This window comes from Daejeonella sp. AP26, from assembly GCF_056680515.1.
The window spans coordinates 4132714-4149478 of record NZ_CM155286.1 but is presented as its reverse complement, the minus strand read 5'-3'; the positions used below and the strand labels follow the sequence as shown (position 1 = coordinate 4149478).

Sequence of the window (16765 nt, the reverse complement as noted above, 5' to 3'; positions counted from 1 at the left end):
CATAAAATTACAGGCTTTCATTTAAGAGACCGGAAGAGCAACTACGGCTTAACCTGAATTTTAGGATCAAAGCTTCCTCCACCGCCACCACCCCTGGAATAATTGATGACATAATTTTCTTCAGAGCCGCGTGGTATTTGCGGATTAACCATGCCCTGCCAGTTTGATGAATTCCCAACCGGTGCCGGATCGTTAGGTGCAAACACATCATCCGGACCGGTATTATCGATTCCGGTGATCTCCGCAACGCCCGAATTTTGATCTATTATCCAGGTGACGGTATCTCCCGGATTAACCTGAGTAGTGCCACGATCTGATAAAATCAGGGAGCCGTCAGACTCGATTCCTGTAATGCGAATTGGACGATTTGCCATTGCTGTAAGGTTTTTGTGTTAATGAATAATCTGTGTGTATACTGGTCAGATCCGTTGATAAACTGGATCTGTTATAAAATCCTCGTTTTTTAAGTGGGTTGACACATAAAACTAAACGCTGGACGAGAATCGGCTTATCTAAAGGGTACGGCGAAATCTATGCGGTGTAGAAAAAGAGAGACCTGTTTACAACGCAGAACGAATATAAATAATTGGTGGAAATCACGCAATAGGAAATAAGGTCAGATACACAAGCCACATCAACCTATCTAAGTATATCGCGCAACAAATTCCGAATATCTTTATCTGAAACAGTGGATTTCTCTGACTTATCGTAAATAGAAAGGAGGTAAATGCGCTCATTTTGAACTTTTACAAAGGTGATTAACCTACCGCCACCGCTTTTCCCACTCCCTTTGCTTTTAATAGAAAACCTGATTTTATAGCAACTTTTAAAAATCAAAATTCCTTGAAGTGGAGACTCCATGAGAGATTCACCCAGAATAGCAATATCAGATTTAATTGAGGGATACTTTTTGAACAGCCTTTTAAGTTCGACTTCAAAATTAGGTGTGGGTATAATGCTAAAGCTCATTCAGCAAGCGCTCAAATGATTTAGCGGTAATTTCTCCGTTCTCTATTTGTTCAACTTGCTTTAACCCTTTTCTAATGCTTTCAGCAACATCAAAAGCATCTGCCTTCCGTTCCAGCTCCTTCCATACGTTGATAGGCACTTGAACGGCTGTAATTCGGCCGTCTTCGTCTGATACAAAATGCACACCCATGCTAGACATCAATTTGTTAAGTACTTCCTATACAAATATACACCAAAGAGAATTATTATTGGATATTGACCGGTAAACCTTACAATTCTCCGAACTAATTAGCTCTCTTAGCCCGTACCGTCCTTTCCAGGAAATCATCTTCTTTAATCGATCTATAAAACGATCAGATTATCACGATTAATGCTTTCCAATAAAAACGAATTACTAATAGTCTCCTCTGCTACCAGCTCTACATCCCTTTCCAATAAATCCTGCAGCGAATACATAAGATCAAAGTAGTTAGTCCCATAGGTTTCAAAATCCATATCTGAAGGAAGCGGATAAGAAAGTCTACATCGCTGTCTTCCTCCATCGTTCCGCGAGCCGCACTGCCAAAAACGCAAGCTTTTTCTACGCTGTAGGTACGCATCAATTGTTTTACTTCCGGAAGGCTGTTTTTAATTAGTGCTTGCATAAACTGTGCAGAAATAAGTGGAAGCAGTGTCCGCTCGTATTCACACTCATCTTATTCATCATTTCCCTCACTCCGCTTGATTATAATCCCAAGCCTCTGCCTTGTCTCTGGTGATCCCGATATTCTCAGCCTCGGCGAAGGCATCGATATTAGCGCCAAAGAATTGAAATTCCCAGCCTTTGGGCTGGTCAGATTGACCACGATTTTCCGGATCTGTTCTTTTGAATAATGCTTGCTGGCATTTTCCATTCCGTCGGTGATGATAATGATCCCGAAGGGATCACAGGTTTATAGAAAAACCGATAATGGATGAATCGACCCGGAAGGGGTCGTACAACTACCAGATTTGGTATCTGATAGGAATAGTGCGACCACCTTCGGGGTCAAACTACCACCCAATAATATTCTCTACAAACATTCGATACCGTCGGCATCGTTACGTGAAAATGTAAGCATCATTAGCTCATAATTATCTGCTCCGCTCTTAGTAATGTCATTTGCTGAGAACAACATAATGATCCCTTCAGGATCACAGGTTTATAGAAAAACCTATAATGGATGAATCGACCCTCAAGGGGTCATACAATTAGCACAATTCAACCGATGAAGAACCTGCGACCACCTTCGGGGTCGAACTGACCACCGAAATGCTCTCTATAAACCTGCGATACCTTCGGCATCGTTTGGGTAAAATACAAATGCCCCGTTAACCCAGCACCCCCAAATACCTACTCTCACTCTGCATACTCCTGTCCTGACGAACAAATGCCGCCCACACATAACCTCCAGCACTTTGAGAAGCCGGCTCCCAGATAAACGTCCCCGCAGATCGATAAGCCTGCAGACTGTATTGAGCTAAGTTCTTCGTCTCATCCCATAGAACCACCAATAACTGGTCGTCATGCCGGGCGTTATCTTCCAGACTGGTCGACCAGCTCAGTTCAATATGGGCATCGTCGTTTTGCACGGTTATTTCTTCGGGGATCCAAAGCATTCCCTGGGCGATCTTAACCTTAGGGAGGTCGATGAAAAGGTCCGGATACTCGCCTCCGAAAGCAAACTTTTTGTGATAGGACACGGCGCTGTTATAAGCAGCCGGCAGAATGAAGTCATCGCGAAAGCCAATGCGCAGCGGTTCAATCAGTTTTCCCAGGAAAGCCTGAACCATTCTCATTCTCATCTGGTTTGCCAATTGTGGATCACTGAAACTGGTGGGCGGTTTGGGCCTCGACCGAATAATATCTTTCCCTTTCCAGGTGGTTCCAACAACCGACCCGACTTTCCCGCTAAAGGGACCGTTTATACCATATTTTAAAATTGCCATACATTAATTAATTTTTTGTAATATAATGATAATACTTTAATAGTAACCTACTAGTAAGATCTTACTACCAGACTACTAGGAAACTACTAGGAAACTACTAAGAAACTAGTAGGAAACTGAAATGGGAGACAACCATGGATCCGCCGAGGGCGGCGGTAAAGTTGTCTGGAACTTTGACGGGAATGATTTAATGAGGACTATGATTTTATTGTGGATAAGTCTTGAACTTTAATGATAATGATTTGATGAAGGCTATGATCTGCGGCGCGCATAGTCTTGCACTTTGATGGGAATGATTCAATGAAGGCTATGATTATCTAGCGGCTAAGTCTTGAACTCTGATGAGAAAGATTTAATGAAATCTATGATTTCATAGCAGCTAAAGCTTCAGCGTTAAAGGAAATGATTTGATGAAGGCTATGATTTATAGTAAGGATGATAACCTCCTTGAATCATAGTCTCTTTCATTCAATCATAAAAATCACAGTTCAGACAATAACAAAGTTCAGACATTCTTCAGAATATACTCCCAAAATCATAATGTCCCGGGATAACTGTAACCGGATAAACCTGTTAACCCTGAAAACTTTATCTTTGTAGCTTGTTAATACCATATGCCGAGACAAAAATTTTTTGATACCGCGATAAAGCCTGAAAGAGCCATACTTGTTGGAATTGTTACCCCTGGTGAAAAAGAAGAAGAAACTAAAGAATATCTTGATGAACTGGAGTTTTTGGTAGATACGGCGGGCGGAGAAACTGTGCGTTCTTTTACTCAGAAAATGCAACGCCCGGATAGAGCGACTTTTGTAGGTACCGGGAAGCTGGAAGAGATTAACGCTTTTGTAAAATCCGAGGAGATCGACATCGTTGTATTCGATGATGAGCTATCTCCGTCGCAACTGCGAAATATAGAGAACGAATTGCAGGTAAAGATCCTTGACCGAAGCAACCTGATCCTGGACATTTTTGCACGTCGTGCACAAACTTCCCAAGCTAAAACGCAGGTGGAATTGGCGCAACTTCAATACCTACTCCCCCGCTTAACACGTTTGTGGACTCACCTTGAGCGTCAGAAAGGTGGAATCGGGATGCGTGGACCGGGTGAGAGCCAGATTGAGACGGATAGACGATTAATTCTGAATAAGATCTCTTTATTGAAGGAGCGCTTAAAGGAAATTGATAAGCAGAATGAAACCCAGCGGAAAAACCGAACTCAGCTGGTTCGTGTGGCTTTGGTTGGTTATACCAACGTGGGGAAATCGACCATCATGAACATGATTTCCAAATCGGACGTGTTTGCTGAGAATAAGTTGTTTGCTACGCTCGATACCACCGTCCGAAAAGTCGTGATCGAGAACCTGCCGTTTTTGCTTTCAGATACAGTAGGTTTTATCCGGAAACTTCCGCATCACCTGGTAGAGTGTTTTAAATCGACACTAGATGAGGTTCGAGAAGCGGACATACTGATTCATGTAGTTGACATTTCGCATGGTAATTTTGAAGACCAGATCTTTACCGTTAATGAGACGCTGAAAGAACTGGGCGCCATTGATAAGCAGATCATCACTGTTTTCAATAAAATTGATGCTTATAAGCCTGCAGATTTTGATCCGCAGGATGATGTGCCGCCACCAACGCTCGCTGATTTTCAAAACAGCTGGATGAATAAACATAATAGCCCTGCAATCTTCATCTCCGCGTTAAACCGCGAGAATATTGATGAATTCAGAGCGTTACTTTATGAGCAGGTCAAAGCAATTCATACGAAGCGCTATCCGTATGACAAACTCTTATATTAAAATACATCCCCAATTTTAATGACCGGCCTGATCATTCAGCCAGTCATTAAATAGAAGACCCACTCATGGAAAGTAAACGACAACAAAAATTTGCCGGTGTAATTCAAAAAGACCTGGCAGAGATATTTCAACGTGAAGGAATGAACTACCTTCCGGGCACTATGCTAACCGTTACAAAAGTGCGGGTATCGCCTGACCTGGCTCTGGCCCGGGTATATCTTAGTTTCTTTAATAGTCCGAACAAGGAACTGGCGATAGCTACCATTAAATCTCACGCCGGGGAGATCAGGTATAAGCTGGGTGGGCGCATCAAAGACCAGGCGCGCATCGTTCCGCAGCTTGACTTCTTTATAGATGATACCAGCGAATATGTGGAACGTATGGATAAGATTTTTGATAAGATTAGTAAAGAACCCCGCCAGCCGGAAGAGCCTGAACAATAATCCGAATGAGGGCTATCCGCGAACCAGTAAATTTCTTTACCCATGCAATACCTGCCATACTGGTTATACCGGCCGGCTATGCGCTGCTGCAGATGGCAGATACTCCCACAGAAACTACCGCAGCCTGGGTTTACAGCATCTGTTCGTTCCTCCTTTTTAGCATCAGTGCCATCTATCATGGCTATCCCAATAACGAGCATAGTGTGAGGTACTGGCAGAAATTTGATCATTGCTGCATTTACCTGATGATCGCTGGTTCTTATACTCCGATTTCTTTACTGGTGTTTGATGGCTGGATCCGCTGGGCCCTGTTTGGTGTGGTGTGGCTGATAGCCATTACAGGCGGCCTCTTGAAAATATTTAACAGGCTGCGGCATGACGGTATTTCACTCGCTATCTATATCAGTATGGGAGCACTGATCGTTCCGCTGATGAATAATATAGTAGAAAAGCTACCCTTTGCAGCCATCGGCTGGATCTTGACCGGTGGTTTATTTTACATTTCGGGCACCATCTTTTACTACCAGGATAAGCCGCTCAGCCGCTATGTTCACACCCACGAGATCTGGCATTTATTTGTGATCGCCGGAGCGGTATCTCATTACATTTTCAACTACCAGTATCTATATTCATGAGCGCTGACAAAGCCATTGCATTTAAAGAATACCTGTTAAGTCATTCTGATAAGATTGGAAAAGTGGTTGACTTCAACCGGGCAACTGATCGGCTAATGAGCTTTGATTTTACAGCCAATAACACGGCATTAAGTCCGGAGACTATTGCTGATACCGATCTCTTTTCAGAATGGATTGAAGAGCAGTTGAACCGGTGCAACAGCCGGTACGGAATTGGAGGCTATAATGAACACCGCACTCTTTACGCCCGCAGCAGTCTTTTTGGAGTTGACACCGAGCCTCGCCGTTTACATTTAGGTGTTGACATATGGGGACCATCCGGAACTCCAATCTATAATCCCTTGGAAGGTCGGGTACATAGCTTTCACTTCAATAACCAGTTTGGCGATTATGGTGCGACGATCATATTAGCGCATCAACTCGGCGATCTGACAATTCATAGTTTATACGGGCATTTAAACCTGGCCAGCTTAAACGGCTTGAATAAGGGTCAAATGATTTCGAAAGGAAGTCACTTTGCAGACTTTGGTATAGCGGCAGAAAACGGCCATTGGCCTCCGCATCTACATCTTCAGCTCATCTTTGACATGGGCAATTATGAGGGTGATTATCCCGGAGTATGTGCTTTCCCGCAGCGGGAAGAATATCTGCTAAACTGTCCGGATCCCAATGATCTGCTAGCTTTTACTTTCTAACAAATCATCAAAATTTTCGTTAAATTAGAGGTGATGTACATCTCTTTATTTACCCTCCTGTTTGGTATGGCAGGTATCTTCCAACCCGCCCAACCCCATTTTAAAGGCGGGCAGGATAATTTATATGCTTTCATCAAAAATAACCTGATCTACCCCGAGTTTTCCAAAGATAATTGCCTGCAGGGGACAGTTAATGTCAGCTTTAAGCTTAGCAGGAATGGCAGGATCTATGATTCAGAGGTTCAAAAAGGTTTCGGGACAGATCTCGATCTTGAAGCCTTAAGAATTGTGCGCCTAAGTTCCGGCAGATGGATTATACCGCAGGGATACGATACAACTACCGCACTGGTGCTCCCGGTAAATTTCTCCCTTAGAAATTATGATTGCGAACGGCGGGACCGGGACCAGATAAAAGCTGCAATTTCAGCTTATCATGCCAGAACCGATCTTACCAGAGCGATACTTAATTTTTATGATAAGAAGTATGCAGGAGAGACTAGTGCCGGGGATGAAAAGGAAATACTTTCATTAAAAGCCCAACTCGGCTACGACGAAAATTATATAGCCCGTCTGCATAAACGGGCGCTGCGTAAACTTAAGCAGGGTGATAAAGAAAGCGCCTGTGAGGATTTCGTTTTAGTTCGCCGCCTTGGCAGTGACATAGCTGATAAAAGTATTGAGGTGAATTGCAGGTGAAGAAGATGCCCCTTCAGGCAATACTTCACATGACATAGGTTTGCCTAGGGACGTTGCCCCTAGTTCCGATGTGTTTGCCCTTCAGGCAAGTGATTTGTTCAGAAAAACAAGTGAGCTGTCTCCGGAAGTAAGAATGACTTCGTCTTAACACCCGCTTTAATTAATTTACTTAATTTAATAATATGGGACAATCATTATCGGGCATGTATATTCATTTGGTCTTTGGCACCAAAGGCAGATTTCCATTTATTAAGGAAGAAGTAGAATCCTCCCTTCATGACTATATAGGGGGAATACTTAAGAAGATGGAAAGCCCGGCATTGAAGATAAATTCCGTACCAGATCATATTCATATACTTTTTCGACTTTCAAAAAACTTCCCTTTGTTCAAAGTGGTGGAGGAAGTGAAAAGAGACTCATCAAAATGGATGAAAGCCGAAGGTGTAGAAGGCTTTACCTGGCAGATAGGCTATGGAGCTTTCTCCGTTAGCAGTTCAAAGGTGGAGATCGTTTCAAATTATATTGTCAAGCAGAAAGAACATCACAATAAAAAAACATATCAGGAAGAAATTGAAGAATTTTTTAAAGAGTCTGGTATGAGTGAATACGACGCAAAGTATTTTTACGATTAGTTGTTTCATCTTGGGACGTTTTCCCAAGCTTAGCTGTGAAAGGCTTTCAGCCTAGACATGTCGGTTACATAGATTGGTGTCGCAGGGGCATACACATCAAAACCAGGGCTTATTCCATTTTCCTCTTGGGACGTTGTCCCAACTTGCTATTGAAGGCCTTCAGGACATGTCTGTTACGCAGACTGGCTAATTAATTGCCTGAAAGGCATACACACCGAAACCAGGGGCTTATTCTATTTTCCTCTTGGGACGTTGTCTCAAGCTTTGCTATTGAAGGCCTTCAGCCCAGGACATCTCTATTACGCAGGCTGACTAATTGCCTGAAAGGCATACACACCAAAACTAGGGTCAACGCCCCTAGAAATATCACCATATATTGCCTGAAGGGAAATAAGAGTTTCAAATCAACAAACCTAATTCCGCCAATCAAAACCTCTTACACAACCTATTGTTATCTCCATTAAACCATCTTAACATTCCTTAAATGAGATTTTCAAACAAGGTTTGCCTTGTAACGGGCGGTGGCTCGGGTATAGGAAGAGCTACCTGCCTGCGCATGGCTGCAGAGGGAGGGACGGTGATCATTATCGACCGGGATAAAGCCGCCGGAGAAGAAACTGTAGAAATGATCCGCAAAGAAAATGGAGAAGCTATTTGCATTGAAACCGATATCGGGCATTCGGACCAGGTAAAAGCTGGTGTAGATACCGTGATTGGAAAATATGAAAGGGTTGATGTGCTGGTGAACAATGCCGCTATGATGACCTTTGATCCTATTACAGAGCTGAAAATCGAGCAGTGGGACCAGCTGATGGCAGTCAACCTCCGCTCATTGTTCCTGTTCTGCAAGTACACGATCCCTTATATGAAGAAAGGATCTGTGGTAAACCTCAGTTCTGTCCACGCCCACCAAACTACTCCAAATGTAATTCCGTATGCTACCAGCAAGGGCGGAATAGAGGCTTTCACACGTGGCATGAGCAGAGAATATCCCTCGGAAACTGCCCGTTTTAATGCGGTTGCTCCCGGGGCTGTTGACACGCCCATGCTATGGTCAAACCCCAATGTTAAAAGCGGAAAGGAACAGATTGAAGGCGACATTGGTACACCAGAGGAACTGGCCGCAGCGATCTGCTTTCTAGCCTCCGATGAAGCATCATATATTAATGGAAGCACGCTGGTGGTTGACGGAGGAAGACTTGATATCCTCTGATCTGCTAATTGCTTCTCCAATCTAAGGTCTTAATCTCAAATCCAGTATGTCAAATCAGTAACTATGAGAAACAAATTCATGTTTGCCACAGGCATTGAAAACAGTTACCCAACGATTATAGAGAATGGAAAGAAGATTCGGATAGATGAAATGGAGAAAACTGGTCATTATAAGTGCTGGAGAGAAGACTTTAAGCTCGTCAAAGAGTTGGGGATAGAATTTCTTCGCTACGGTCCGCCCTTATACAGCACTCATATTGGTCCAGGCAAATATGATTGGGCATTCACTGATGAAACCTTCAATGAGATGAAGCAACTGAAGATCAATCCGATAGTTGACCTCTGTCACTTCGGTGTTCCTGACTGGATTGGTGATTTTCAGAATCCTGACTGGCCGGAATACTTTGCTGAATATGCGAAAGCCTTTGCCCTTCGGTTTCCCGATCTTCAGTTCTATACGCCCGTAAACGAGATTTTCATAGCCGCTACGTTTTCTGCCCAATATGGCTGGTGGAACGAGTGCTTATCCAGCGACCGGGATTTTGTGACTGCACTAAAGCATCTTTGCAAAGCAAATGTATTAGCCATGCAGGCGATTCTGACCGTTCAGCCAGATGCTACCTTTATCCAAAGCGAATCTACCGAGTATTTTCATGCGGAAAGTCCGGCCTGCCGGGAGCAGGCAGACTTTCTGAACGAGAAACGTTTTTTGTCACTCGACTTTACCTATGGATATCCGGTAAATGTGAAGATGTACAAGTACCTGCTGGCAAATGGATTAACTGACCAAGAGTATCAATGGTTTGAGACCGGTTATATAAAGGCCCGTTGTATTATGGGAAACGATTACTATGTAACCAATGAACACACGGTACATGCCGACGGCACCACTTCACCCTCTGGCGAGATCTTCGGATATTACATTATCACCCATCAATACTTCAATCGCTATAACCTCCCGGTAATGCACACCGAGACCAATATATCTGAGCCCCACTCGGTAGCATGGCTTAAAAAAGAATGGGCGAATTTGTATCGCTTTAAACAGGATGGTTTTCCTATCGTTGGCTTTACCTGGTATAGCCTGGTTGATCAAGTCGACTGGGACTCGGCATTGAGAAATAATGCCGGCAATGTAAACCCGCTGGGATTATATGATTTGGATAGAAAGATCAGGCCCGTTGGCGAAGCCTACAAAAAGTTGATCGCTATGTGGAACGATGTGCTTGGAGAGGAAAGTTACGGTCTGCATTTCAGTTACCGGTGACAGTTCATCACAGATTGTGATAAAAAAGCAGCAATAGAAAAGCGAAAAAGCAATACTGGATAAACGCATGTGCAAAACTAACTTGGAAGTCACTATTGCTGAAATTGACTAATGCAGGAAGCTCCTCCGGAGCTGCACTAAGCGTTCGTCAATTTAAAAAGGTTGCTCTTCTGGAGCATTATAGGGAACGACAACAATGTATAAACAAGTCTAAATCTTTGCGCTAAGGATCCTGAGGTCCGGCGGAGCTCCGTGTTTATAGAATATGCTCTGTAAACATCCAAGCTCGGGCGGAGCTTCCTGATGTTTACCAATAATCGTTAATTACAAAGAGTTAGTATCCTTGTTTTATCATTTACACATGGTTTTATCATTTACACATGATTTTGGAATTGGTGACAGATATTTTAGATTCATCTGTTCGCAGCATTGTTAAAAAGCTATTTTAGCCTCCGGGATTATCCCTTGCTGAACTTTTTGATGAAATCTACCCTACGCTTTTTTGCTTTCCTTGATATTTTAAGCTTCATACTGTTAAGCCAGCAAGTGTTTAATATGCTATCTAACACGGAGGGCTGGTCGACTGCCTCTTCGGGTATTCGCATGGGCGCGTTATTAGTGATGTATCCGTTACTGTTGATTTCAGCCTACGCTCTGTACCGGATCAGGAAATTGGGTTTATTTATCTATTATATTCAATTTCCAATGCGGCTGTTTGTCTGGGTCTTTTCTTTCGGCTTTTTAACACTAATCAGCCAGTATTTCAACCATCCCCAGGTGTTTGACTGGTTGTTCAGAACTGCTGTTGTTCTCGAATTCTTCCGCTTATATTTCACCGTTCAGATTCACCGTCAACACTTCAGAGGCTTGAGGAAACCGGGTTAAGCGATAATGGTTCAGATATCAGCGGTCAGCGTTCAGCAATCAGCCTTCAGCTTTCAAATATCTGCAAGCTTGAAAACAGGGAAGTGCTGAACCTTGAAGTTGACAGAATTGGCGATAAAGCATAGTTCATTAGCTTTCTGATGCAATTGATAGGCTCTATCGACCATTGAATCCTTCGTAACAGTTACCACGGGATTCAAAATCACCCCAGAAAATCTGCCTGCCCCGGTTGAGGATTCTTCCATAATACCGGTAGCCTGATCTGAGTAATTGACTACGATAATGCTGGCTTCCGCACAGAGATGTAGATACCAAAGCATATGGCAGGACGACAACGATGCAAGGAACAGCTCTTCCGGGTTATACCGGGATCTATCGCCACGGAATGCGGGATCTGAAGAAAGGCTGATCTCCGGCTTCCCTTCAATCCGAACTGAGTGACTTCTGTCATAAGCAGTGTAGCTACTTGTGCCGGTTCCCTTGTTTCCGGTCCATTTAATTGTCAGATTATAATTGTGTTGCTTTCCCATTGCCTGATTTAGTGGTTCTGACCGTTTGTTAGTGACGACGGGCGATAAAAAAACCCGAGATTTTAATACGATGATTTCGGATGATCAAAGATATGCAAAGCCAGCCGGATGCTTTTTCCAAAGGAGTACGATGAAGATTATTTACTCTCTCTACGCTGCCGCTTTTCGAAGAGTTTCCTGATCATCCTTATTCGGGCATTAATAGAGGGTATATTTTCTTGTTCCACTTGTAGTAATAGGTGATGAAGGTCTGCGGACAGATCTGGGTTTTGGGTGGACAGCTCAAAAAGGCCCTGAAGAGCATTCACTCTGACGATCCGGGAATTTGCTTGGTTCTTCGCCCAGTTTGTAAGCGTTTGCCATGCTTGTCCGAACTCAGCGAAAGATAACGGAAGGCGAGGCAGCAATAATGCCAGGTGCCATTTTAATTCCTTCTCTCCGGCGGTATTGCAAAGATCCAGAACTTGCGCCTTATGCCTATCGAGGTATTCTGGCCTGCTTAAGGTTAGCTTTTCAATGGCATCGGCTGCGCGCATCACGATCAGGCGGTCGGGATGAAATAAATATCTGAATAACTCATCAAAGTCATGCCGATTATGAATTACCTGAATCACGGAAGTGACCTGGCCAATTGACCGCAAGTCTCCACCGGCTAACATCTTTTCCAGCGGCTTCATTAGTAAAATGGGTTGGACTATTAGAGGCTCCGGACCTTAACTACTCAATTTTAATAAAAGTATGGACTTTAGAAGGCCAAAAATGCATCTTTACCTAATAAATTAACTTTCCTCAGCCTTGGTTTATCGCTTAGAAAATGACGAAATATGGTTTCCTGATCCCGCTTTGGCAGATGAAGACGGTCTACTAGCTATTGACGGCGACCTTTCTGTCGAGCGACTGCTGCTGGCCTACAGCCATGGTATCTTCCCATGGTTCTCAGATGATAGCCCAATCCTGTGGTATTCACCTCACCAACGTTTCATACTCTATCCTGAGAAGGTTAAGATTTCATCAAGTATGAAACAGGTTATCCGCAGCAAGCGCTTTAAACTTACTTATAATCAAAACTTTAAGGAGGTGATGGATGCATGCGCGGCTGCCCATCGTAGGGGTCAGCCGGGAACCTGGATCACGGAAGATATGAAGGATGCTTATACCAATCTGCATAAACAAGGGTATGCTCACTCCATAGAAGTTTGGCATGATGATACCATGGTTGGTGGCTTATACGGGGTAATCATCAATCATGTATTTTGCGGCGAAAGCATGTTTAGTAAGGTAAGTAATGCTTCAAAATTTGCTTTGATTGCTTTATGCAAAAACTTCGATTTCCATATGATTGATTGCCAGATGTACACTTCTCATCTCGAAAGCCTCGGTGCTGAATTTATCTCCAGAGAGCAATACATTGAAATGTTATCGGAAACATAAACCAACGTTGATGAAACGCAAACTGGATTGGCTTAATACTATCTTTATCCAAATCCTTAAATAGCAAATGCAGTTACCATACTATATCGACCTTCTGGGAACCCTTGTATTTGCAATTTCCGGAGCGCTTGCTGCCTCGGACAAGAATATGTACAGGGATGTTTTTGGAGTGACCTTCACCGGGTTTGTGACCGCTGTTGGCGGAGGAACTTTAAGGGATATGATCCTGGGAACGCGGCCTGTATGGGTGGCTGATGGCAGCTACCTGATCGTAATAACAATCGGAGTTTTGATCGCTATATTCTATAAATACTACATCTTTAAATTTCGACGCACCTTTTTTATATTTGATACGATGGGAATAGCTCTCTATACGGTTGTAGGGGTTCAGAAATCACTTGAACACGGTGTATCTCCGCTGGCGGCCATCATTCTGGGGATGTTCTCGGCAGTGATGGGAGGCGTGATCCGGGATACCCTCATCAACGAAATCCCGCTGATCTTTCGTAAAGAGATCTATGCAACGGCCTGTCTGTCTGGTGCTGCCTTGTTTGTTCTTCTAAGAGCTTTAGGCGTAGACGATAACATTAATGCGATCTCCGGAGTTGTTCTGATCTTTCTGGTTCGTACGCTAGCAGTTAAGTTCCGCTGGACGTTACCGAAGGTTGGAACCGCAAAGTCATAGGAGTATTGCGTTTAGTTTAGGATCTCGCGGATGTCGCCGGCGGTCAGGGATTTCACGAAGCTTTCCTCTGTGGTGATCAATGATTCGGCTACTAGTTGTTTGCGGGTTTGAAGCGCCAGTATTTTCTCTTCCACTGTATTCTTCGTAATGAACTTATAGATGAACACACTTTTGGTTTGCCCGATGCGATGCGTCCGGTCAATAGCCTGCTGTTCTACTGCCGGATTCCACCATGGATCAAGAATAAAAACGTAATCGGCTTGTGTTAAGTTCAGACCGACACCGCCGGCTTTTATGGATATCAGAAATAGTTTGATGTCGTCATTCTGCTGAAACTCTTTAACCACATCACCACGGTTTTTGGTCGTGCCGTCAAGGTAGGCATATGCGATACCTTCTGAATTGAAGTGGCGGCGGTAGATGTCGAGCTGCTTAACGAACTGTGAGAAAATTAACACCTTATGTCCACGCGACAGAACGTTCTCTAATGTATGGATCACACTTTCAAACTTACCGGAATCTCCTTCATACCCGGAGTCAATCATTCCGGGATGGTTGGCAATTTGCCGTAATTTGGTCAAACCCTGTAAAACTTGCACTGGCGATTTGCTGAAGGTTCCGTCCTCAAGTCCCATCAGTAATTCATTGCGATATTCCGACTTAATTTTCTCGTAGTATTCGCTCTGCTCGTCACTCATCTGGCAATAAAACAAGTTCTCAGTCTTTGGAGGCAGTTCTGTGGCAACCTGTGACTTGGTTCGCCTTAAAACAAAGGGCTTGATCATCGCCTGCAGCTTACGGGCTTTTTCTTCGTCCTTCCTTTTTTCAATTGGCAATACGAATTCGGTCTGGAAGAATGTCTGGTTGCCGAGCAGTCCGGGGTTTATGAACGACATTTGTGTCCAGAGATCATTCACCGAATTCTCTACCGGCGTCCCGCTTAATATCAGCTTGTGCTTTGACTTAAGCATTTTTACCGCCCGGAATGACTTAGATGCCGGATTCTTTATATTCTGGCTTTCGTCCAGAATTATATAATGAAAGTAGATGCTTTTTAGAAGTTCGGCATCTACGCGTGTGATGCCATAGGTAGTGATGACAAGATCGTACTCAAAGAACAACTCGGCGTCTTTACTCCTGACACTTCCGGTATGTACCAGAATGCGCAACTGTGGAGCAAACTTCTGCGCTTCGTTCTGCCAGTTATAGATCAGGGAAGTAGGCATAATGATTAGCGAGGTCACATGGGTTCCGGCCGCCTCGTTCTCTTCTTTCACTTTTTGAAGCAGTGCCAGGGTTTGGACAGTCTTACCCAGTCCCATATCATCTGCAAGGCAGCCGCCAAAGTTATATTGACGCAAAAAGTGAAACCAGTTATAGCCGGCGGTTTGATATGGCCGCAAAACTCCGTGGAAATTTACCGGGGCAGCCAACTCATCCATCTCCTCAAAGCCTGCAAGCTTTTGCAGCTTGCGGTCCATGGTGATACCGGCAAGCTCGCTGTCATAAAAATCATTTACCAGGCCGATATGGTGTTTCTTAAGTTTTAAGCCATGGGCACCGTCAGTGAACTGAAGCAAGTTACTAAACTGTGCGAACCACTTCTCCGGAATAACAGCAATCTCTCCTGACGGCAATTTGAATTCGCGAATCCTATTAAGAATATGATTTTTAAGCTGAATGAAGGGGATCTGATAAGGGCCAAAGTGGACGATGGCATTGATATCAAACCAGTCGTTATTTTCCTTTATTTCAAGATCGATTTTACTGGTACCGAGCACAAAACGTTTGCCTCCTTCAGGTTGTTCAAAGTTGAAGCCTTTCTCGAGCAATTCATCATGATGTTCATTAAGCCAGTTGATGACATTGAAAGGAGCGCTCTCCGGCTCCGCTTGGCTATCGCCTTCAACTTCAAGGTTGTTAAAGATCGCACCGTCAGCTTTTAATCCTAAGCTTTTAAGAATGTCCAGCTTGTTTTTCTCCCAGGTAAGAGAGCGCTTAACGCGATGGAAAATGTAGTTATCGCCTTGTTTTTCGGTACGTACCGAAACCCGCCGGTCACTGCCTGCCGGAAATATAAAACCTCCATAACGGAAATAAAGCTGAAGCTGCGACAGGCCACCGTCTACATATAAAACCTTGAGGATGGGTGTTGCTTCAAATCTCTCGTTACGTATTTCAAAGCCTTCGGCATATACTGAATGCTTTTCAATAAGCGGGGCTACGAATTTTTCAAAGTAGGTTTTCTCTGATGTTTTGGGAATGGAGATGTACCGTTTATTCAAAAAAGGCTGAAGCTTCTTACCTTCCAGCTCTTCGTTGAAATAATATAATACGTCATCCAGCAGGAGCCATGCAGGTTGATTACAAATAAGGATCGCATCTTTGAACATAAATTCAATACGAAGTCCTTTATACTTCAGCGTTGGGAAATATCGGGTTTCTGCTTCGTTACGACGAAAGTGGAACAACACAGAAGCAGGCTCGCTGGCAATCTGAACCTGCCGTTCTACAGGCCAGCCTTCTTTACCCATTAAAAAAAGCTCCTTCCCGTTCATCAGCGCCAGAGCGTCAACCATTTTCTTTTCAATTTTTGGTCTAAAGACTTCTAAAAGCTGATCGTTGAATATCGTTCCGAAGTATTCAAGGGGCCGGATAGGCTTTTTATGGAAGCGTTTAATCAGATGACCCTGCTCGGTTTCTTCCAAAAGCTTAATCAGCTTATAGTCGGTTTCGTCCAGAATGCTTGAAAATTCCTTTGCAGTAGTACTAAAAAGGCGTTGAAAGGTCAGGGAAAAGTCGCCATTGGCGTTCAACTGAACCACATGAGGTTCAATTAAATATCCTAAATATTCATGCTTACAAATGGCATAAACGATCTTACATGGCTTGCTGCTATCAACTCTTAACATCCC

Annotated in this window: 18 protein-coding genes; 11 read left to right on the top strand and 7 right to left on the bottom strand. The window is 43.7% G+C overall.

The window, feature by feature from the left end; all coding sequences use genetic code 11:
- Positions 1-41: 41 nt before the first annotated feature.
- From AC1MCB_RS17665 to AC1MCB_RS17650, 4 genes are all read right to left on the bottom strand, one after another.
- Positions 42-374 carry a hypothetical protein gene (locus AC1MCB_RS17665; protein ID WP_479966041.1) on the bottom strand — a complete coding sequence of 111 codons (333 nt, stop codon included), beginning with the start codon at positions 372-374 and terminating at the stop codon, positions 42-44.
- A 584-nt stretch (positions 375-958) separates the two neighbouring features.
- Positions 959-1159, bottom strand: coding sequence for a hypothetical protein (locus AC1MCB_RS17660; protein WP_479966040.1), 201 nt, complete (start codon positions 1157-1159; stop codon positions 959-961).
- Between the two features lie 229 nt (positions 1160-1388).
- The gene (locus AC1MCB_RS17655; RefSeq protein WP_479966039.1) at positions 1389-1613 is read right to left on the bottom strand and encodes a nucleotidyltransferase family protein; all 225 of its coding nucleotides are present in this window, start codon (positions 1611-1613) and stop codon (positions 1389-1391) included.
- A gap of 706 nt (positions 1614-2319) precedes the next feature.
- Positions 2320-2937 carry a DUF6266 family protein gene (locus AC1MCB_RS17650; protein WP_479966038.1) on the bottom strand — a complete coding sequence of 206 codons (618 nt, stop codon included), beginning with the start codon at positions 2935-2937 and terminating at the stop codon, positions 2320-2322.
- Positions 2938-3551: 614 nt separating this feature from the next.
- Here AC1MCB_RS17650 and hflX point away from each other — a divergent pair.
- The 9 genes from hflX to AC1MCB_RS17605 all read left to right on the top strand — a co-directional run bounded on the left by hflX (position 3552) and on the right by AC1MCB_RS17605 (position 11204).
- Positions 3552-4739: a GTPase HflX gene (hflX, locus tag AC1MCB_RS17645; protein WP_479966037.1), complete on the top strand. Its 1188-nt coding sequence runs from the start codon at positions 3552-3554 to the stop codon at positions 4737-4739.
- 65 nt (positions 4740-4804) lie between these two features.
- Positions 4805-5182 (top strand): 30S ribosome-binding factor RbfA, encoded by a 378-nt coding sequence (rbfA, locus tag AC1MCB_RS17640; RefSeq protein ID WP_479966036.1) that lies wholly within the window; start codon positions 4805-4807, stop codon positions 5180-5182.
- Between the two features lie 5 nt (positions 5183-5187).
- On the top strand, positions 5188-5817 hold the full coding sequence (gene trhA, locus AC1MCB_RS17635) for a PAQR family membrane homeostasis protein TrhA (protein ID WP_479966035.1): 630 nt from the start codon (positions 5188-5190) through the stop codon (positions 5815-5817).
- Positions 5814-6512 (top strand): peptidoglycan DD-metalloendopeptidase family protein, encoded by a 699-nt coding sequence (locus AC1MCB_RS17630; protein WP_479966034.1) that lies wholly within the window; start codon positions 5814-5816, stop codon positions 6510-6512. Before trhA ends, AC1MCB_RS17630 begins: the two co-directional genes overlap by 4 nt.
- 33 nt (positions 6513-6545) lie before the next feature.
- The gene (locus tag AC1MCB_RS17625) at positions 6546-7208 is read left to right on the top strand and encodes a TonB family protein (protein WP_479966033.1); all 663 of its coding nucleotides are present in this window, start codon (positions 6546-6548) and stop codon (positions 7206-7208) included.
- A 182-nt stretch (positions 7209-7390) separates the two neighbouring features.
- Positions 7391-7840 (top strand): IS200/IS605 family transposase, encoded by a 450-nt coding sequence (locus tag AC1MCB_RS17620; RefSeq protein ID WP_479966032.1) that lies wholly within the window; start codon positions 7391-7393, stop codon positions 7838-7840.
- Between the two features lie 484 nt (positions 7841-8324).
- Positions 8325-9053 carry an SDR family NAD(P)-dependent oxidoreductase gene (locus AC1MCB_RS17615; protein WP_479966031.1) on the top strand — a complete coding sequence of 243 codons (729 nt, stop codon included), beginning with the start codon at positions 8325-8327 and terminating at the stop codon, positions 9051-9053.
- Between the two features lie 63 nt (positions 9054-9116).
- Positions 9117-10319, top strand: a complete 1203-nt coding sequence (locus tag AC1MCB_RS17610) for a family 1 glycosylhydrolase (protein WP_479966030.1) — start codon at positions 9117-9119, stop codon at positions 10317-10319.
- Positions 10320-10799: 480 nt separating this feature from the next.
- Positions 10800-11204: a hypothetical protein gene (locus AC1MCB_RS17605; RefSeq protein WP_479966029.1), complete on the top strand. Its 405-nt coding sequence runs from the start codon at positions 10800-10802 to the stop codon at positions 11202-11204.
- Positions 11205-11257: 53 nt separating this feature from the next.
- Here the strand turns inward: AC1MCB_RS17605 and AC1MCB_RS17600 are convergent, their stop codons facing one another.
- Together AC1MCB_RS17600 and AC1MCB_RS17595 are read right to left on the bottom strand one after the other, a co-directional pair.
- Positions 11258-11734 carry an OsmC family protein gene (locus AC1MCB_RS17600; protein ID WP_479966028.1) on the bottom strand — a complete coding sequence of 159 codons (477 nt, stop codon included), beginning with the start codon at positions 11732-11734 and terminating at the stop codon, positions 11258-11260.
- Between the two features lie 137 nt (positions 11735-11871).
- Positions 11872-12411 carry a hypothetical protein gene (locus AC1MCB_RS17595; RefSeq protein ID WP_479966027.1) on the bottom strand — a complete coding sequence of 180 codons (540 nt, stop codon included), beginning with the start codon at positions 12409-12411 and terminating at the stop codon, positions 11872-11874.
- A 118-nt stretch (positions 12412-12529) separates the two neighbouring features.
- Between AC1MCB_RS17595 and aat the strand changes: the two genes are divergently transcribed.
- Positions 12530-13165 carry a leucyl/phenylalanyl-tRNA--protein transferase gene (gene aat / locus AC1MCB_RS17590; RefSeq protein WP_479966026.1) on the top strand — a complete coding sequence of 212 codons (636 nt, stop codon included), beginning with the start codon at positions 12530-12532 and terminating at the stop codon, positions 13163-13165.
- A gap of 67 nt (positions 13166-13232) precedes the next feature.
- The gene (locus AC1MCB_RS17585; protein WP_479966025.1) at positions 13233-13850 is read left to right on the top strand and encodes a trimeric intracellular cation channel family protein; all 618 of its coding nucleotides are present in this window, start codon (positions 13233-13235) and stop codon (positions 13848-13850) included.
- 11 nt (positions 13851-13861) lie between these two features.
- Here AC1MCB_RS17585 and AC1MCB_RS17580 read toward each other — a convergent pair whose 3' ends face one another.
- On the bottom strand, positions 13862-16762 hold the full coding sequence (locus AC1MCB_RS17580) for a DEAD/DEAH box helicase (RefSeq protein WP_479966024.1): 2901 nt from the start codon (positions 16760-16762) through the stop codon (positions 13862-13864).
- Positions 16763-16765: the final 3 nt, after the last annotated feature.